We start from the raw sequence: 18,818 nt of genomic DNA, 5'->3' as shown, positions 1-18,818 counted from the left end.
GTCCCGGTACTGACCGAGTGGATTTGGCGGAGCCACGCAGCGGCGTCGTGCGCAATCGGGAAAGCCAATATAGGCTTGCCCTGGGCAGGACGTTTTCGTGGCCCGCGGAGTGCATGAATTCCCCGAGCCTTTACCGGGCCGCTATACTTCTTGGGAGCGAGTTTGCCGCGCTCACGATATGTCCGGAAAAGTTGTTTCCCCTTTCACGCCGAGCTTCAAGCCGCTTCACTTGTGTTCGCCTCCTCCTGAAGGCCGGCCAACCCGCTTTTCGCGTTCGATCGATGGCGCGTTCTCAAGGCCGACGACGATCAGGTTTGGGAATGCTGAAGGGCGCACGCCTGGTTGCCTCTCCGGCAGCCCGGCGATCACGGGGGGCTTCGCTGAGCCATCAGCAAGCATTGCTGCAAAACGGCGCCAAAAACTGCCCCCGATCGGCCTCGGCGTCGCCTGACCATTAGTGAGCGGGCCGACTCTGGGCAACACACCGCTCCTGTTCGGAACACCGCATGAAGCGAAAGAGCCATTTTGGTGGGCCCGTTATGCTTCGTCCAGCAAACGATCGGCGCCTTGACGGACGCGAGCAGCTTGTGAGGGATGCAGCTGAATGCAGCGCTGCTCCCACAACTGACGAAGCTCCTTTGTAAGAGCTTCACGCTTAGCTTCATCTAACGTGATTGAATTGAGGAGATCCCCCCAGCACGGCTTCGCTCTCGATCTGAATGAGCAGAGCGAACACTTCATTTGAAATGCGCACACCGTCCCGAGTGGAGTGGACTGCGAGGCATTCATGAAAGGAATGTCGGCCATGGCGATAGATCACATCATTTCAGATGTTTTCCGGCAGATAGATGTCAAACGGGAGAAATGTCTGCCCCGGCGTCTCCGCGGTGCCGGTCTTGATGGCGCGATCCATCAGCAACATCAGCTCCTGGCAAAGTCGGCGCAGTGGCGTCGCCACCGCCATCGTGATGATGTCGTCCGCGAGGGCCTCCCGCGACTCCGGCGTGATTTCATTCACGATCGCAACGAGATCCTGGCCTTTGCCCTCTTCCCGGAGCGCGGAGATAGCTCCCTCCATGCCACCGCCGGCCATGTAGAAGCCGACGAGCTCAGGTTCCCGCTGCATAAGATCCAGCAGCGCCTCGTAAGTGATCTGTCGCTTCTCAAGATTGACGAGCGTATCCAGCACCTCGAATGCTGGCTCGTTCTCACGGAAATAGGAACGGAACCCGCTTTCCCGCAGCTCATGACCCTGGAAACGGTGGCTGCCGACAAACACGGCCACCTTGCCAGACCGTTTAGCGACCTTGGAGAACATCCAAGCTGCCGTCCGACCGACGCTGCGGTTGTTGAGACCTATGTAGCCCTCGCGCACGCCGGCGGCGAAGTCAGAAAGTAGCGAAAAGACGGGGATGCCTTTCGCCTTGAGCTCCTCGACTGTTGCCGTGATCTTCGGGTGGTCTGGCGCCACCATGGCGATTGCGTGGCATCGGCTACCAAGATCCTTAAGCAGTGCCGTCAGATCCCCAGGCAAATGTGACGGCGCGAATTCGATGAGCGGAATGCCGTGGAAGCAGTGGGCCGAACTGACCGACGCCTCGATCTCGCGCGCGAACTCCTGGTAAAAATGCTGGGCCGGTTTCCTCAAGATGAAGCCCAGCCGGTAGCGGGGCAGGTCCTTTCCCATGCGCTGTTTGATAAGTCCCGCAGCATGATAGCCGATCGCGTGGGCCGCGTGGTGGACGCGACGCGCGGTCTCCTCCCGCACCGGAAGGCGAGCGTTCAGCACCCGATCGACCGTTGCCACGCTCACCCCCGCTTCGCGGGCGAGATCGGCAATTGTAGGGCGCTTTGCCGTCGCTCCGATTTTGATCGGCTGGCGCTCCGTCATCCGGTGCATGCCGGCGACGGATTGGGGCGGCAAAGTGATTTCGGCATCCTCCCCGATCGACGGCCTATACATTGATCAGCGCTCCAGGCGCACCCGGGCGCGTCTCGGTCTGCGGTCCGTTTCCATAGGGCGTCCATGTTTCTTGTCCTCACCGCATTTGATGCTTCTGATCTGTGGCCCGCGAACCGCTGTTTAGACCCGGCGAGCCGATTGTTTGGTGGCTGATGAGCCGGCGACTTGGCTGGTCGCGCTGCAGCAATCTTGCTGGGGCGCGTGGTCGGTTTAATCTCTCGGCAAGCTCCCGTAGAAGGCAGCTTTCATGCGCGTTTCATCCAGTTCGCCTTCCCAGCGGGCGACAACCAGCGAGGCCACCGCATTGCCGATTACGTTCGTCAGCGCTCGGCATTCGGACATGAAGCGGTCCACGCCAAGGATGAGGGCCATCCCAGCAACGGGAAGGCTTGGTATTACGGAGAGCGTAGCAGCCAAGGTGATAAAGCCGGCCCCTGTTATACCTGCGGCGCCTTTCGAGGAAAGCATCGCGACAAGCAATAGGAAAATCTGATCGGGAATCGACAAGTGCGTGTTCGTTGCCTGGGCGATGAAGAGGGCGGCGAGCGTCATGTAGATATTGGTGCCGTCCAGATTGAAGGAATATCCAGTCGGGATGACGAGACCCACGACGGAACGCTTCGCGCCGGCGTTCTCCATCTTCGCGATGAGCGAAGGCAGCGCGGCCTCCGAGGAGGACGTTGCTAGGACCAGCAGCAGCTCTTCCTTGATGTAGCACACGAGAGAAAAGATCGAGAAGCCGTTGTATCGGCAGACCGCGCCTAGAATCCCGAATACGAAGAGGAAGGCGGTGAAATAGAACGTGGCGACCAGCATGGCGAGGTTGGCCACCGAACCGATGCCATATTTGCCGATGGTAAAGGCCATGGCGCCGAAAGCGCCGACGGGCGCGGCCCTCATCAGAATGCCGACCAGCTTGAACACCGGCGCGAGGAGCGCCTGAAGCAAAGAAAGCACAGGCTTGCCCGTGTCGCCAACCATCGCCAGGGCAATGCCGAACAGCACCGAGAAGAACAGGACCTGCATGATGTCGCCTTCGGCGAAGGCACTAACGATCGTCGAGGGAATAATGTTCATCAGGAAGCCGGTCACCGACTGCTCGTGGACCTTGGCGGCATAGCCCTTCACGGCCTGGGCATCGAGCGACGCCGGATCGATGTTCAGGCCGGCACCCGGCTGAACGACATTTGCGACAATGAGACCGACAATCAATGCGAGGCTCGAGAAGGTGAGGAAATAGATCATTGCCTTGCCGGCGACCCGGCCGACCTTCTTGAGGTCATTCATGCCGGCAATGCCGGTCGTCACGGTTAGGAAGATCACCGGCGCGATAATCATCTTGACAAGCTTGATGAAAGCATCGCCGAGCGGCTTCAGGCTCTCGCCGACCTCCGGGTAGAAATAGCCAACTGCGACACCGAGGGCGATGGCGGTAAGCACCTGAATGTAGAGCTGGGCGTAGAAGGCCTTGCGGGGCACGGGACCCGCGCTTCGGATTGGTGGAGCCAACAGCTTTTCTCTCCCTGACCGGATCGGGGTGGGGCCTCCTCCCTTCCCGCGCTTCTCCCATCGCGGCGCTCCGGTCACGCGCTGCTGGCATGTCGACAGCAAGTGTTGTGCCAAGTGGAGGCCCGCGCCCAATAAGGTATTCCTCCGCTCGGTGAGGCAGCCTCAGTAAGGGCGGGTTGTGCGAGCTTCCGCACTGTTGCCGTCATCTCGGGCGAAATCCCACACTAACGCCAGCTTTGCACCCATTGCTTTAGCCTGACAGCCACCAGTCGGTAACTCTGCGATCCGCTGTGCCCGCTCGCTTCTTTGTCGCATTTGCGACCCGGCCGGGCACGGAAGTGGAGGATTCCCTACACGAGCGGGCTCTTACCGCGCTCCCGCTGCAGCCGTGGCTTCTCGACGGGTCGTCGATAAGACGGAATGATTCACGGGACTTGGTGCGCATCGGTGCGACTCAGAAGATGCTTCATAGCGCGAACACTTTAGCCGCTCGACGACACTTCGGGCCGTAGTGTCGACGCAGCCGCCCTAATGCCGACAGCATCCCGGGGGCGTCGACCTTGTACGCTCACCGCGCCGGTCCTCCGTGAACACGCCGCGGTTACTCTGCCGTTCGATGTCCATCCGTCGGCAAATCTAAGTTGATGGAATTCTATCATGTCCTCGTGCTTTCCTTTCAGAAATGCGAGGAAAGCTCGGTTGACTAGCCATCCTCATTCCCGCTCTGTAGGGCAACGTGTGGCTGCGCTCCGGAAGCCTGAACCGCGCCCCAGTTCAGTAAGGAATAGCCGAGCCATGCATCAAGCCTTGCCTCCGGCGTCTTTCGGGCTTGCCCCTCGTCAGGGCCTGACCGACGCCCAAAACCGTGACCCACACTTGATCTTATGCAAGGCAGTATGTCGCCTGCGGAACTCTGGCGTCCTGCCGCCGACACCTCACGACTACCTGCATCAACGTCTCAAGCGTTCCGGTAAGCGGCTCCCACCCGCAAGCAAGTGCGCCAATCATGCTGCGGCTCGCGGGGCGAAGAAATTCTTGTTGGTGCCGGCCATCGTTGGTTCGGGCCCTGATGCCATCTGACGATGCGTCTACGCCGGGGACATCGCAGATCCAGATGGCGCGGCGTTGCTGTCGCGCCCCAAGATCGAGGATGACATGTTAGATCAGGACAATGGTCGCCAATCTGAAGAAAGTGCTGAGCAGACTTCGTCAAGCTGCACATCACTCCACGACACCAAAAGGGATGACTTGGAACCCGCCATTCTGCCGTCGCGCGCGAGCGCGCTTGCCGGCATCTACGAAATTTCGAAAGCGCTCACCGCCCCCTCCGGGCTCGAGGTCAGGCTGGCCAAGGTTGTAGACCTGCTGCGATCGTTTCTGCAGATGAGGCACGGCATCATCTCTCTTTTCGACGGTGATGGCGAACTGGAAATCATCGCAGGCGCTGGCCGGACCGAGAGCTGCAGTGAGCGCTGCCGGACGTACCTTCCGCGGAATGCAATCGACCAGGTTTTGGCGACGGACAAGCCCCTGGCCACCGAGAACATCGCGGTTCATCCGGCTTTCACCGCCGCCGACATGGACGTGCTCGGGGCTTCCGACGACATACCAGTGTCCTTCATCGGCGTTCCCATTAGCGTCGATGCAAATGTCGTGGGCACGCTGACTATCGACCACGTACTGCGCCATGGCTCAAGAGTTTGGCTCGATTACAGCCTCTGTCTGCTCCCGCTAGTCGCCAACCTGGTAGGGCAGGCAGTGAAGTCGCATCGCTCTTTCGAGGGCGACCGCGAGCAACCGATGGCAAAGCAGGACTCCCTGCCAAAGCAGAAGCGCCTGGCCCCGCAGCGTAACACTCACGTGGAGGGGATGATTGGCGACAGTTTGGCGTTGCGAGGTCTGCTTGAGAAGGTCGCGCTCGTAGCCAAGGCCAAGATTGCGGTTCTGTTGCGAGGCGAATCCGGTACCGGTAAGGAGCTGGTCGCCAAGGCTATCCACGAGTTGTCCCCGCGCGCCAAGCGGCCCTTCATCAAGCTCAATTGCGCGGCGCTACCCGAGACTGTGCTGGAATCCGAATTGTTCGGCCATGAGAAGGGTGCATTCACAAGTGCGTTCAACTCGCGCAAGGGGCGCTTTGAGCTCGCCGACAAGGGGACATTGTTCCTAGACGAGATTGGCGAGATTTCGGCCTCGTTCCAGGCAAAGCTCTTGCGCGTGCTGCAGGAGCAGGAGTTTGAGCGGGTCGGGGGCAACCAAACCATTAAAGTCGACGTCCGCATCATTGCCGCCACGAACAAGAACCTGGAAGAGGCAGTTGCCAGAAACGAGTTCCGTGCCGACCTCTACTACCGCATCAGTGTTGTTCCCTTGCTGGTGCCGCCGCTTCGCGAAAGGCGCAGCGATATTCCGCTACTTGCAGCTGAGTTTCTCAAGAATTTCAACGATGAGAATGGCCTTATGTTGACCTTCGATCCGAGCGCGATCGAAGTACTGATAAACTGTGACTTTCCCGGCAACATTCGCGAACTGGAAAACTGCGTGTATCGTGCCGCGGTTCTGGCGGCGGGGCCATCAATCGGGAAAGACGACTTTGCATGCTGCCAGGGCAAATGCTTCGCCGAGGCGCTGCATAATTGCAGAGTTGGCAAAGTCGCGCTGCAACCTTCGCCGATCGGGCCGCTACCAGTGGTTCGGGCCATACCGCCGGCTGCTGGGGTTAGTTCTGCCGCCGTCCCACCGCCGTCAGCGACCGAAGGGCAGCCGCCGCTGGACCCAGTCGGGGTAGTCCACTCTGCGAGAATGGCCGATGCCGAACGTGTCATCCAGGCGATGGAGAGATGTGGCTGGGTCCAGGCAAAGGCGGCACGCCTGCTCGGACTGACGCCGCGCCAGATCGGCTACGTGTTGAGGAAATACGGCATCGTGATCAAACGTCTTTGAACAAATCACCGAGCCGAGTAGCTGGGACAATCAAGTATTCGTGCCTTGGCGCCCTTGAGGAGTGATGCGGGGCTCCTGCAATTCCGATCCGATCGCACAGACCGCGCTGCCCCCGCGGTCGTCGCCCCACCGTGCACCCGGGTCTCACGGCAGCGCTATCGTCGGTGGTCCAGGCCCTGTCTTGATCACCAGCTCGTGCCGGACGCACTGAGACTGAAACGGAGAAAAATTGATGTCTGATGCAAAACTGCAAACTGTGCTTTCTTCCCTTTCGCAGGTAGCGGGACAGTTAGATGTTCTGCTGTCCGACAAACCGGCGCCGGATCCTTGTTGCGTCAAGCTAAACACGAACGAGAACCCGTTTCCGTTGCCGAAAGCCATAATGCAAAGTGCGATGGCGGCTCTTGAACGGCAATATCTATATCCAGAAATCTATATCCAGAAGACGACAACGTCAGCTTAAGGCAAGCAGCGTCGGAAGCCTACGGCGTCTCGAAGGATCAGGTGATCGCCGGAAACGGATCGTCTGAACTGCTCGGGCTTATCTACAGAGCTTTCCTGGTTCCAGGAGACAGAATGGCGATGATGTCGCCGGGGTTTTCGTTCAACCGCAAACTTGCCCGTTTGCAGGGTGCTCAATTTCTCGAAATCGGATGGTGCGCAGATCATTCCTTGCCCGTCGAAGACTTGCTTTTGGGACCGGCAAAAGATGCCAAGTTCATTCTGCTGGCCAACCCAAACAATCCGACCGGAACGTTTGTTCCTGTGGCCGATGTTGAACGCCTGGTATCACAATCAGACCGTCTGATTGTCTTGGATGAGGCCTATGTCGATTTTGCACCGGACAATGGTCTGCATCTCCTCGATCGCTATCCAAACCTCCTGATCTTGAGAACATTCTCGAAAAGCTATGCCACCGCCGGCATTCGCGTCGGTTTCGGACTTGGCCACCCCGAAGTCATTGGCAGGCTGCGGGATCTCCAGAACGTCTTCAACATGAACGTGATCGGCCAGGCTGTTGGCATCAGTGTGCTTGGGCACCGCGGCGCCTATGCCGAGAACCACAAGCACATCAGGGATGAAAGACAGCGAGTGACGGTGGCACTGTCGAAACTCGGATTTTCCGTAATACCTTCTCACGCAAATTTCCTGCTAGCGCGTGTTCCACCGGGGCAGGAAGGCTCATGGTGGCAAGCAGCCTTGGAAAGGCAAAAGATACTCGTCGCCTTCTTTCCGGATGCAGGGCTGGAAAATTACATCCGCATCAGCATCGGTACAAAAACCGAGATGGATGAATTCCTTGACGCCGCCAGAGAGATAGCAGGAAGGGCGGAGGAAACGATCCCGCTGTGCCGGCGGTCAGCGGCTGCTGCCTTAACCAGTCGATAGCTCCCCGGCCATTAAGCGACCGATAATTTGAATTTGCTTGCATCATTGCGAGCCACGAACTGTTGCAAAGAGTTGGAGAAAATCGCGTGAAGAATGCCTTCCCACAGGGCCTGACCTTCGGCATATTCGACCATCTGGACGAGGACGGCTGCGAGATTGCCCGGCAATACGCCGATCGCCTGAGTTTGGCAGAGGCCTGCGATCACCTTGGTTTCTACGCATATCATCTGGCAGAGCACCACTGCACTCCGCACGGGAGGGGCCCCATCGCCGAATCTGTTCTTATCTAGCGTCGTCCAGCGCACCCGGCACCTTCGCGTCGGCCCGATGGTAATGCTCCTTGCCCTTTATCATCCGCTGCGTGCGTTCGAGGAGATCTGCATGCTGGACCAATTGAGTGGTGGCAGGGTCGAACTGGGTATAGGGCGCGGCTCTCTCCCAGTCGAACTGGGTTACTTCGGGATTGCTGCGGAGGCGGCGCCAGGTCACTACGCGGAAGCCAGCGAAATCCTCATCAAGGCGATGAAGGGCGACACGCTGTCCTATCGCGGCCGCCATTTTGAGCTGAATGACGTCCCTTTGACGCTGAGATCTTATCAGCGCCCCCATCCACCGACATGGATCGCCACCAATAGACCCGAGTCGGCCAGCTGGGCCGCTTCAAGTGGCGCCAATATCGCGTGCCTGGGACCTGCCTCTTCTGTTCGCAGAATCACAGATGCATTCCGAGCCTGCCGGGAGCGCAGTGCCGACGCGGACGAGCGAGGGCCATTTCTTGGAATGCTCCGCATGGTCGTGATCGCGCGATCGGAAACAGATGCATATGCGCTCGCGGCATCCGCTTACGAACGATGGCTCAAGAGCTTCAGGTTCCTCTACGACCTCAATGCGCTCCAGACGCCCCCAAATCTGCCGCTGAGCTTGGATGCAGCAATCGAAAGCGAATTGTGCGTGGTGGGAACGGCATCTTCCGCGCGACAAGCTCTTCTTGATCAGCTCGAAGAGGCCGGTGCTAATTATCTACTTTGCCAACTTGCATTTGGGAATCTGTCCTTAGACGCTTCGCTATACACCGCAAGGACGATCCAATCTGAAATCATGGCTCGAGTTACCTGACGTGGAATGCGCGCTCCGCCTTCGGAGTTGAATTTTCTCCGGCGCACCATCACCTTCCCGGTCCCGCGCATGATGCCGATATAGTGCTTGGTGTGTGGGTGGAGGGCGCGCACGCTTGTGGAGGCCCTAGATGTTTGATCCCGGACTTTAATGGCGCATCATTGCCGTCCGAATCAAAGGATGCGCTATGGGACAGGTTCTACACCGCCGCGCCACGACGACAGAGGCAGTCCGTCGAGCGATACAGCATAGTCAAGAGAGCCTGAGAGCGCTGGCCAAGCGCTACGGCATCGATCAGAAGACCGTTAGAAAGTGGAGGAACCGGACCTCGACCGCCGATCTTCCCACCGGCCCGAAGAAACCAAGATCGACAGTGCTGTCGCTCGAAGAGGAAGCGGTGATCGTCGCCTTTCGCAAGCACACGTTGCTGGCGCTGGATGATTGCCTCTATGCCCTACAGCCCTCGATCCCGCATCTGACGCGCTCGTCGTTGCATCGCTGCCTTCAGCGCCATGACATTTCGCGGCTGCCGCAGGACGCCGACAAGCCGGCCAGGAAGAAGTTCAACGCCTATCCGCTCGGCTATTTCCATATCGACCTCGCCGAGGTGCAGACCGCCGAGGGCAAGCTGCGCCTTTTCGTGGCCATCGATCGGACGTCGAAATTCGCCTATGCGGAATTGCACCCGACGGCGGGCAAGATGGCGGTCGCCCAATTCCTTCGCAACCTGATCGCGACCGTGCCCTATGCCATCCATACCATTCTGACCGACAACGGCATTCAGTTCACCAACCGGACCTGCGACCGGCATGCCCTTCAGCACATCTTCGACGGCATCTGCGACCAACATGGCATCGAGCACCGGCTCACAAAGATCAACCATCCCTGGACGAACGGCCAGGTCGAGCGGATGAATCGGACCATCAAGGACGCCACCGTCAAGCGCTTCCACTATGACGATCACGATCAACTGCGCCGGCATCTCGCCGACTTCTTACAATTTCGCGCGCCGGCTTAAGACCCTCAAGGGCCTCACACCCCACGAGTTCATCTGCAAAATCTGGGCAAAAGAGCCTGAACGGTTCCGATTCGATCCCACCCATCAAATGCCGGGACTAAACACCTAGATACTTGGAGCGACCGGCCTGCCGATTAAGAAATCGCCCCGATTTCGTTTCGCGAGAGAGGGCCGGACTTGTGCGTACCAGGGCAAAGCCCCAGCTTCTGAGGCATAGAGAGGCATAGGGAAGATTGCTATAGCTCATTATTTAGCGCACTATGAGTTATAGAAAGGTGCGCTATAACTCATGGTATGGAATTGGGAGCAGGCTGACTGGCCGCATTTTACCTACGATAAGGAAGAATCGGAACCGCTGGAAAGCGAATTCCTGCTCCGATCGGGTGAGTTCCTGGGTGTCTTTCGGCACGTCGGTTCTGACGATCGCGACCAGATACGCATCGATCTTATCAGTGAAGAGGCCTTGAAGACATCCGCGATTGAAGGGGAATACCTCAACCGCGAGAGCCTGCAATCATCCCTGCGCCAGCAACTTGGGCTGGGCAGCGAGAACAGGCGCATTCCGCCTGCCGAGCGCGGCATCGCGGAAATGATGGCCGACGTGTATTTACATTTTGGCCATGCCCTCTCGCATCGCACTCTCTACGCTTGGCACAAGATGGTGATGTCGGGGGAACGGCGTATTGAGACCATTGGCAATTACCGCCAGCATGCCGACGTCATGCAGATCGTTTCCAATCGGCTGGATAAGCCCAAAATGCATTTCGAGGCACCTCCCTCAGCGCGGGTCAAAGCCGAAATGGATGCTTTCACCGCTTGGTTCAACGATACCGCGCCTAAAGGTAAGACGCCGCTCCCGGCGTTGACGCGAGCCGGTATCGCGCACCTTTATTTCGAGAGCATCCACCCGTTTGAGGATGGCAACGGCCGCGTTGGCCGTGCCCTCTGCGAAAAGGCGCTTGCTCAAAGCCTGGGTGAACCAAGTCTCATCGCTTTGGCATACACGATCGAACGCCACCGCAAGGCCTACTACGACAACCTGCAGGCCAGCAATAAGAGCAACGCGGTAACAAATTGGCTGCTCTACTTTGCCAACACGATCCTTGAAGCGCAACGCGTAACGCTGGTCCGCGTCGAATTCTCCGTAGCTAAAGCCAAGTTTTACGAACGCTACCGAAACCAGTTCAACGAGCGGCAGGAAAAGGTCATCGCCCGAATGTTCCGCGCAGGCATCGACGGGTTCAAAGGAGGGCTCAGCGCCGAGAATTATATCGCCATCACTCAAGCATCGCGCGCGACGGCGACAAGAGATCTGCAAGACCTCGTTTCCAAGGGCGCGATGACAAGAACTGGCGAACGGCGACACACGCGTTACGCCCTGAACATTCTGGATGACCGCAGGTAAACCGCAGCACAGATTTATTGCCACCTTACTCGCGCAGCTACACGTCCGAAGTTTTGAGCAAAAAGGTCTATGAATTCAGGATCGCGCTGGGCAACGCCTGGGCACCAAGTCCGACTTAAACGGGTCCGTCTGCATTTCGCTGAGAATTTCAGGGCAACGGTTGCGGTCCCAGCTTGTTTTTATCTTCAAGTGTCGGCAATGTTCATGGCATTTCGGGCGACCGAAGCGATACGGCCAACGCATCGGCGGTGCCGCTCCGCCTTTCTCAAATCACCTTCGGTCTGGCCCATCTGGTTTGTTACATGGGCAAAGCAAATCACGTCCTTGTGACGCGCCGATGCAAAGGAATAGAGGGCCGCTGCTACCGTTTCCGGACAATTGCCGGAGTGCAAGCCGCACTTCAGCTCGTGGCTTCGCCGTGGTCAAAAATCACCTCGCCGTGCAGTCGCGCCTCATGACCTGGATGGTGGCGGAAAGGCCGGCTCACGAATGATTAGATCGTTCGAGATCGGGTCCAGTCAGTGCCGGGCGTGTTCGCATTGACTGTGATCGGCCAGCACCTCAATCACCCGGCATTCGCCGACCTTCCCGTGCCGGCAGCCTTCGACCATGAGTTCCAGTTCGGCCTTCAATGCCGTGAGGCTGCGTATCCGCTGAACGACGTCGGCCAGCCGCGCCTGGGCTATGGTGTCGGCCGTGGCGCAGGGTTGGCTGGGATTATCCTGCAACGTCAGCAGGGTGCGGATGGCTTCGATGTCGAACCCCAACTCGCGTGAATGGCGAATAAACGCCAGCCGGCGCAAATCGCTGGTTTCATAGTGCCGTCGATTGCCCTCGCTGCGGTTCGGCGCGGGCAGCAGGCCGATCTGCTCATAGTAGCGGATGGTCGGCACTTTCACGCCGCTCTGTCGTGCCGCTTCGCCAATCGGGACACTGCGCATGATTTTTCGCTTGCTCCTCTAGTCGCTAGAGAATGTAGCGTGCCGCTGGAATGGTTCAAGGAGTGAGACGATGGCTGCAACCGCCGCACAAACTCGTTATCGCGTTGAAGGCATGGATTGTGCCGGCTGCGCGACGAAAATCGATAGCGCGGTGCGCCGCATGCATGGAGTCCGGGATGTGAACGTCTCGGTCACTGCCGCCACCATGACCGTCAGGCACACTGCCGAAAGCGACCTCGCCGCGATCGAAAAGAAGGTGACGGGCCTCGGCTATTCTGTGGCTCAGCTCACGAGCGAAGCCGGACAGATTGCCAAGCCGGTCGGGCACGGCACCAAAGGCGGCCATGACCACGCTGGCCACGACCATGCTGGCCGCGACCATGCCGGCACAGCCAAAGATGACCACGACGACGTGGAGGGCTTGCATGGCCACGACCGCACGCCGGCCACGGGGCCGTGGTGGAACAGCGCCAAAGGCCGGCTGAGCATCGCCAGCGGCGCCGCATTGGCCGCAGCTTTTGCGATTCACTATGTCTGGCCGGCCACCGGCGTCTGGCTTTTCATTGCCGCCATGCTGATCGGACTGGTGCCAATTGCACGGCGAGCTGTGATGGCCGCGCTCGCCGGCATTCCCTTCACCATCGAAATGCTGATGACCATCGCCGCGATCGGCGCCGTCATCATCGGTGCCGGCGAGGAAGCAGCCACCGTGGTCTTCCTGTTCCTCGTCGGCGAGTTGCTGGAAGGCGTGGCCGCCGGCAAGGCGCGCTCCAGCATCCAGGCGCTGACCACGCTGGTGCCCAAGACGGCATTCCTGGAGGAGAATGGCGCCACGCGCGAAGTTCCGGCCGAAGTCCTTGGGGTTGGCGCCGTCATTCTGGTGCGGCCGGGCGATCGCATTCCAGCCGACGGCAAGATCATCGAGGGGGAAAGCGCCATCGATGAATCGCCGGTGTCGGGGGAAAGCGTGCCGGTGCGCAAGGGCGTCGACGCGGACGTGTTCGCCGGCACCATTAATGGCGACGGCGTGTTGCGCATCACCGTCACAGCTGCGGCGTCCGACAACACCATCGCCCGCATCGTCAAGCTGGTCGAGGAGGCCCAGGAAAGAAAGGCGCCGACGGAACGCTTCATCGACCGTTTCTCACGCTGGTATACGCCCGCAGTCGTCGCCGTGGGGGCTCTGGTGGCCGTCGTCCCGCCGCTGGCCTTCGGCGGCGACCGGAACGAATGGATCTACAAAGGCCTGGCGCTGCTGCTCATCGGCTGCCCCTGCGCGCTCGTCATATCGGTGCCGGCGGCAATCGCCGCCTCGCTCTCGGCCGGCGCCAAGCGTGGTCTTTTAATGAAAGGCGGCGCGGTGCTGGAAGGCTTGGGCAAGATCACCGCCGTGGCTTTGGACAAGACCGGGACGCTGACTGAAGGCAAGCCCGTGGTGACGGATGTCGTGGCCATCGGGATCAGCGAAAAAGAGGTGCTATCGCTGGCCGCTGCACTCGAAACCGGATCGAGCCATCCGCTGGCCCTGGCTATCCTGCGAAAGGCCAAGGCCGATCGCGTGCCGATGCCGCCAGCGGCGGGGGCCAAGGCGCTCGGCGGCAAGGGCGTCGTAGGTCGCATTGGCGGTAAGAACGTGTTCCTGGGCTCGCCGATCGCTGGAGGCGAGAAGGTCGCGCTGCCGGCCGAGCAGGCGGCCCGCATCGCCGAACTCAACGACCAGGGCAAGTCGGTGTCGGTGCTGCTAATCAACGATGTGCTGGCCGGTTTCATCGCCATGCGCGACGAGCCTCGGCCGGACGCGCAGGCCGGCCTCAAGGCGCTGACCGATGTTGGCATCAGGACTGTCATGCTGACTGGCGACAACCAGCGCACGGCGGCAGCAATCGGCAAGCACCTCGATATCGAGGTGCGCTCGGACCTGCTGCCCGAAGACAAGCAGCGCATTATCGGCGAGTTGAAAGGGCAGGGGCTGACGGTCGCTAAGGTCGGCGACGGCATCAACGATGCGCCGGCGCTCGCCGCGGCCGACATCGGCATTGCCATGGGCGGCGGCACCGATGTCGCCCTGGAGACGGCAGATGCGGCGGTGCTGCATGGCCGCGTCGGCGATGTCGCGGCGATGATAAAACTGTCTCAGGCGACCATGGCCAACATCAAGCAGAACATCACGATGGCGTTGGGGCTCAAGGCGGTGTTCCTGGTGACGACCGTAGTCGGCATCACCGGCCTGTGGCCCGCCATTCTCGCTGACACAGGCGCGACGGTGCTGGTGACAGCCAACGCCATGCGGCTGTTGCGCTGGAAAGGTGGGGTGTAGATTGCCGCCTTCTATGTCGTTTGGGATGGCCGATGAGCAACAACCATTCGCATCGAAGCGGCGCTTATTATTCGCCCGCGCCGTTTATCGGGGCATTTCTGGCGATTGCCCTTTTGGGTGAGCAGCTGCGCCCGGCTGATGCTAGCCGGCGTGCTGATGGGGTAGGTCTCTTGCTGCATCTCGCAGCAAGCGGTGCCGGCGCTTCATGGCCATCGACTGCCAGCGCCGCGACGTCAGCGAAGTAGGCCGCAACGTCACGCGAGCGGCGGAAGCGCGTCGGATCATCGATCGAAGTCATGAGCGAAAGCGCCGTCACCGGACCGACACCTGGGATAGCTCTTACAAAACGGGTGGTTGATGCCACCGATAAGAGGGACCAGCGGTACTTCATTTGGGACAGCGAACTGGCCGGCTTCGGCCTGCGGGTCGAAACGAGCGGCGCCAAGACCTTCGTTTGCCCGGTAGCGTGCCGAAGGCGGTGGTAGATCGGCGGCCCAGCGTTTCGTCACGATAGGCCGGTTTGGCCCTCTCACTCCCGAACAGGCACGCAGGCAGGCGAAGATTGTTCTCGGCGGTGTCGCCAAGGGCGAGGATCCAGCGGATGAGCGCCGCTTGAAGCGGCGTGAGATGAAGATCTGCGGCCTGATCGACCTGTATGAAGAAGAAGGCTGCGTTATCCAGCGCGGACAGCGGCAAGGTCAGCCGATGAAACCGTTGACCAAGCAACTCACACTGGCACGCCTGCGCAACCATGTCGTGCCGTTGCTCGGACATAAGCGCGTCAGCGAATTGAATGCCGGTGACATCGAACGCTTCGTCCGTGACGTCACCGCTGGCAAGACGAACAGAGATGAGAAGATCGCTCCGCGCAAACGCATCATTGTACGCGGCGGTGAGGGCGCGGCTCGTAAGGTTGTTCGAGACTTGTCTGCCGTTTTCAGCTTCGCGATCCGCAGCGAGATCGTCCAGCGGAATCCTTGCGAGACGGCGGCTGTCCGCAAGACCGACAATCAGCGAAAACGCTTCCTCGCCCTCGACGAAGTGACGCGCCTTGGGTCGGCGCTGGATGAACTAGAGGCCGGAGGGGTTAACTCAAAGGCGGTCAATATTGCACGGCTCTGGGCGCTGACTGGCTGCCGCCGAGAGGAGATCGCGGCGCTCAAATGGACCGAGGTAAATCTTGGCGATGGACCATTGCAGCTCGACGATCGCAAGATAAGTCAATCCGACCCTTAGGAGCTGCTGCGGTTGCGCTGCTCGAAAGCCTGCCGCGTGAGGCAGGCAGCAATTTCGTATTCCCGGCTGAACGTGGCGACAGCTATTTCCAAGGCACCAAGCGCATCTGGGCGAAGGCGATCAAGAAAGCTGAGCTTCCCGGCGTTACGCCTCACACACTTCGGCACACTATCGGCTCGACCGCGATCTCAACGGGTGAGGCACTGGCGTTGACGGGCGCGATCCTGGGCCATTCAAATCCGCGTTCGACAGCTATTTGCGCTGATGTGCAGAACGACCCGTCTCGGCGCGCCGCTAATCGAGTAACGAAGAAAATTGCTGCGGCGCTCGCAGGAAGTAACCAAGCTTCGCGCAAGCCTTTGGGGGAATCCGCAGCTCCGGGGAGTTTGGCTGACCTCGATCGGTTGATCCAATCATTATCCAAACGCCTCTTGGTCGAGGGCATTGATGCCGCACGGGTTAAGGTTATCGTGACGGACATGATCGCCGCTAAACGTTGATCTCGCTCGTTCGGCTCTCGGCGACACCAAGTGTATAGAGCGTTCTTGCGTTCTCTACCGATACCTTGTTTCGGCCGCAGACTATCGTTCGACAGCTTGATATTGACCACATAGCCTAGGAGCTATATATGACTTGGGAAGTCGTTTTCGGCGATGAGTTCGATGGGGAGTTCGAGGCGTTGCCCCAGACAGTCCAAGATGAGCTATTGGCCTCGGCTAAGCTGCTCGGTGTGTTCGGGCCCCAGCTGGGGCGACCACATGCGGACACCTTGAATGAGTCGTCGTTCGCGAACATGAAGGAACTGCGCTTCGACGCCGATGATGGTGTCTGGCGGGTTGCGTTCGCATTCGACCGAAAGCGGAAGGCGATCCTGCTCGTCGCCGGCGACAAGTCAGGCGTGAGTGAGAAGCGCTTCTATAAAAATCTGATCGCCAAGGCGGACAAGCGCTATCAAGGACATCTCGACCGCTTGGCGGCGGCGAAGAAGGAGAAGAAGTGATGGGACGTAGGCTTGACGACCTAATCGCTGCGCTCCCCGAGGATCGTCGGGAGCGTGTCGACGCACGTTTCGAAGAGTTAAAGGGAGAAGTTGAGAGCCTGGGCGAGCTGCGCCGTGCCGCTGGAAAGGCCCAGGCCGAAATCGCTTCGACCCTCAAGATCAAGCAGCCTTCGGTCTCCAAGATCGAGAAACAAGCCGACATGTATTTGTCTACCCTTAAAAGCTACGTCGAGGCGATCGGGGGGCAACTCGACCTCGTCGTTCGCCTCCCCTCGCGCCCGCCTCTCCGTATAGAGCGGCTCGGCGACGTCGTGGCTCCCAAAACCGTCTCCGTGCGTACAGCTAAAAGAGCGGCAGGTGGACGTAACCGCACGAAGACCGCACGCGCCGGCTGAACTCACCCTGTTTCGGCTAGAGACTACCATGGGGCGAGATGGTCTCGTCGATGCTGGGAGTAGGTATGAGCAAAGCCCTAGTTAAGCCAAAGATTGACCTGCCCGCTGTCACATTACCCGACGTGACACCTCTCTCCTCGCCCATGTTAGCCCAACTAACCGCCGCTTTGGGCGTCCCCCGCAATGTGCTCGCCGAGGACGATCAGATCGACCATGCTTGGTCCCAGCTCCCACGCCTGATCAGGAAGATCCCCCCGCACCTGCGCGATGAGCGGATCGTCAAAATGTGTGTTGCGGTCGCCAGCGGCCTATTCGACGCAGCCATCAACTATGTGTGGAACGCGGCCGTCGTGGAGCTGCGCGACAAGGTGCGACGGTTCGGCATCAACGTCGTCCCTCAGATCCTCGACGACAAGTCCTTCGACGAGGACACGCTCCTCGACCTCAAGGACGCCGAGCTCCTCGACCTCTGCCGTAAGCTCAACCTGATCGGTGACGACGACTTCTTCTTCCTCGACCAGTGCAGGGCCACACGCAACAGTTTCTCTATCGCACACCCGGCTGCGGGGACGGTCGATGAAGACGAGTTCCTGAGCTTCCTAAGCCGCTGCCAGAAGCACGCGCTCTCGAGCGCCCACAACCCAAAGGGGGTGGACACAAAGTCCCTGCTCGTCGCGCTGAAAACAACGAAGTTCAAGAAGGATCAACGACAAGAATGGGAACGCCGTATCCAGGAAACATTCGAGGCCCAGCGCGAGCTGATCTTCGTCATGTTACACGGCATCTACTGTGACCCGGCGTCGGGAGAGGAGGCGCGCCTGAACGCCATCGCAATCTGCGAATCGTTCAGTAGCGAGCTCAGCCCCAGGACCAGGTCGGCGCTGGTGGATAGACACCAGGACTATAAGGCAAAAGGCGACGAAGCCCGTCAGAAGGCTTCGCTGCAGTTCTTCGAGACACTGGGCCAATTGTCGCTGCTGAGCGAAGTCGAGGTCCACAGTATCTTCACATCAGCGAGTAGAAAGCTCTTAAGTGTGCACAACGGCTGGGATAACTTCCACAACGAGCCGCCTTTCGCCGAAAGGCTCCTCAAGCTGTCGCGGAAAAACCGTGTCCCGGAAACGGCGCAAGCCACTTTTGTGGAGGCAGTCGTGACGGCTGCGACGGGCAACTCCTACGGCGTATCGAACGCGGCCTCGCCATCCTACAGTGAGATGGTCAAATCGTTCTCGCCAAACGAGGTCAAGCTGATGCTGGATCTACCGAAGGCCTCAACCCTCGTCGGAAGTCGTATCAACTCGAATAGCGGCTGCGAGAAGCGGTTCCGTGCGCTCGTCGCTCTCGTTGATGCGAAGACGGTCCCCACAGCCTCGAAGAGCCTTTACGCAAAATGGGCTCCTAAGCCTTGATTCGCTGCGCTCCTGCTGACCCTGTTTCGCCCCTAGACTACTGTATGTAGGTGACCGGCAACCCGCTGGTTCGCAAAAAAAGGGGCGGCGAGGTTGAACGAGGAAGAACCCCTGGGGTCAGATCCCATCGCGAAGGCGTCGGCCTTGTTGTCGAATGCCCAGGCAGCAGCTGGGGCGAAG

Annotated in this window: 12 protein-coding genes and 4 pseudogenes; 11 read left to right on the top strand and 5 right to left on the bottom strand. The window is 59.5% G+C overall.

What is annotated here, in order from left to right; all coding sequences use genetic code 11:
• Positions 1 to 826 precede the first annotated feature (826 nt).
• Both AC0L17_RS28295 and AC0L17_RS28290 read right to left on the bottom strand, forming a co-directional pair.
• Positions 827 to 1,891: a LacI family DNA-binding transcriptional regulator gene (locus tag AC0L17_RS28295; protein WP_473518206.1), complete on the bottom strand. Its 1,065-nt coding sequence runs from the start codon at positions 1,889 to 1,891 to the stop codon at positions 827 to 829.
• Between the two features lie 282 nt (positions 1,892 to 2,173).
• On the bottom strand, positions 2,174 to 3,475 hold the full coding sequence (locus tag AC0L17_RS28290) for a dicarboxylate/amino acid:cation symporter (RefSeq protein WP_473518205.1): 1,302 nt from the start codon (positions 3,473 to 3,475) through the stop codon (positions 2,174 to 2,176).
• Positions 3,476 to 4,627: 1,152 nt separating this feature from the next.
• Here AC0L17_RS28290 and nifA point away from each other — a divergent pair.
• Entirely contained in the window at positions 4,628 to 6,412 is a 1,785-nt protein-coding gene (gene nifA / locus AC0L17_RS28285) for a nif-specific transcriptional activator NifA (protein ID WP_473480733.1), read from the top strand.
• 232 nt (positions 6,413 to 6,644) lie between these two features.
• Positions 6,645 to 7,801, top strand: a pseudogene (hisC, locus tag AC0L17_RS28280) (histidinol-phosphate transaminase).
• A gap of 11 nt (positions 7,802 to 7,812) precedes the next feature.
• Here the strand turns inward: hisC and AC0L17_RS28275 are convergent.
• Positions 7,813 to 8,007, bottom strand: a complete 195-nt coding sequence (locus tag AC0L17_RS28275; protein ID WP_473518212.1) for a hypothetical protein — start codon at positions 8,005 to 8,007, stop codon at positions 7,813 to 7,815.
• Here AC0L17_RS28275 and AC0L17_RS28270 point away from each other — a divergent pair.
• The 3 genes and pseudogenes from AC0L17_RS28270 to AC0L17_RS28260 all read left to right on the top strand — a co-directional run bounded on the left by AC0L17_RS28270 (position 7,936) and on the right by AC0L17_RS28260 (position 11,340).
• Positions 7,936 to 8,917, top strand: a pseudogene (locus AC0L17_RS28270) (LLM class flavin-dependent oxidoreductase). The gene AC0L17_RS28275 and the pseudogene AC0L17_RS28270 sit on opposite strands and share 72 nt — an antisense overlap.
• 187 nt (positions 8,918 to 9,104) lie before the next feature.
• Positions 9,105 to 10,044 (top strand): annotated as a pseudogene (locus AC0L17_RS28265) (IS481 family transposase).
• A 180-nt stretch (positions 10,045 to 10,224) separates the two neighbouring features.
• Positions 10,225 to 11,340 carry a Fic family protein gene (locus AC0L17_RS28260; protein ID WP_473518190.1) on the top strand — a complete coding sequence of 372 codons (1,116 nt, stop codon included), beginning with the start codon at positions 10,225 to 10,227 and terminating at the stop codon, positions 11,338 to 11,340.
• 518 nt (positions 11,341 to 11,858) lie between these two features.
• On the opposite strand, the gene AC0L17_RS28255 is transcribed toward AC0L17_RS28260, so the two are convergent.
• Positions 11,859 to 12,281, bottom strand: a complete 423-nt coding sequence (locus tag AC0L17_RS28255) for a MerR family transcriptional regulator (RefSeq protein ID WP_473480639.1) — start codon at positions 12,279 to 12,281, stop codon at positions 11,859 to 11,861.
• Positions 12,282 to 12,351: 70 nt separating this feature from the next.
• Here AC0L17_RS28255 and AC0L17_RS28250 point away from each other — a divergent pair, with 70 nt between their 5' ends.
• The gene (locus AC0L17_RS28250; protein ID WP_473518189.1) at positions 12,352 to 14,598 is read left to right on the top strand and encodes a heavy metal translocating P-type ATPase; all 2,247 of its coding nucleotides are present in this window, start codon (positions 12,352 to 12,354) and stop codon (positions 14,596 to 14,598) included.
• A gap of 213 nt (positions 14,599 to 14,811) precedes the next feature.
• On the opposite strand, the pseudogene AC0L17_RS28245 reads toward AC0L17_RS28250, so the two are convergent.
• Positions 14,812 to 14,935 (bottom strand): annotated as a pseudogene (locus tag AC0L17_RS28245) (transposase); the annotation flags it as partial.
• 275 nt (positions 14,936 to 15,210) lie between these two features.
• On the opposite strand from AC0L17_RS28245, the gene AC0L17_RS28240 reads away from it, so the two are divergent.
• From AC0L17_RS28240 to AC0L17_RS28220, 5 genes are all read left to right on the top strand, one after another.
• The gene (locus AC0L17_RS28240) at positions 15,211 to 15,834 is read left to right on the top strand and encodes a hypothetical protein (RefSeq protein WP_473518188.1); all 624 of its coding nucleotides are present in this window, start codon (positions 15,211 to 15,213) and stop codon (positions 15,832 to 15,834) included.
• Positions 15,762 to 16,334: a tyrosine-type recombinase/integrase gene (locus AC0L17_RS28235; protein WP_473518187.1), complete on the top strand. Its 573-nt coding sequence runs from the start codon at positions 15,762 to 15,764 to the stop codon at positions 16,332 to 16,334. Before AC0L17_RS28240 ends, AC0L17_RS28235 begins: the two co-directional genes overlap by 73 nt.
• A 128-nt stretch (positions 16,335 to 16,462) precedes the next feature.
• Positions 16,463 to 16,834, top strand: a complete 372-nt coding sequence (locus tag AC0L17_RS28230; protein ID WP_473518186.1) for a type II toxin-antitoxin system RelE/ParE family toxin — start codon at positions 16,463 to 16,465, stop codon at positions 16,832 to 16,834.
• Positions 16,834 to 17,229 carry a helix-turn-helix domain-containing protein gene (locus AC0L17_RS28225; protein WP_473518185.1) on the top strand — a complete coding sequence of 132 codons (396 nt, stop codon included), beginning with the start codon at positions 16,834 to 16,836 and terminating at the stop codon, positions 17,227 to 17,229. The genes AC0L17_RS28230 and AC0L17_RS28225 overlap by 1 nt, the downstream gene beginning before the upstream one ends.
• Positions 17,230 to 17,294: 65 nt before the next feature.
• Entirely contained in the window at positions 17,295 to 18,638 is a 1,344-nt protein-coding gene (locus AC0L17_RS28220) for a hypothetical protein (protein ID WP_473518184.1), read from the top strand.
• Positions 18,639 to 18,818 lie beyond the last annotated feature (180 nt).

The sequence above is a fragment of the Mesorhizobium sp. WSM4829 genome, assembly GCF_055811475.1.
Note: the sequence above shows the minus strand (reverse complement) of the source record. Positions and strands in the feature narration are given on the sequence as shown.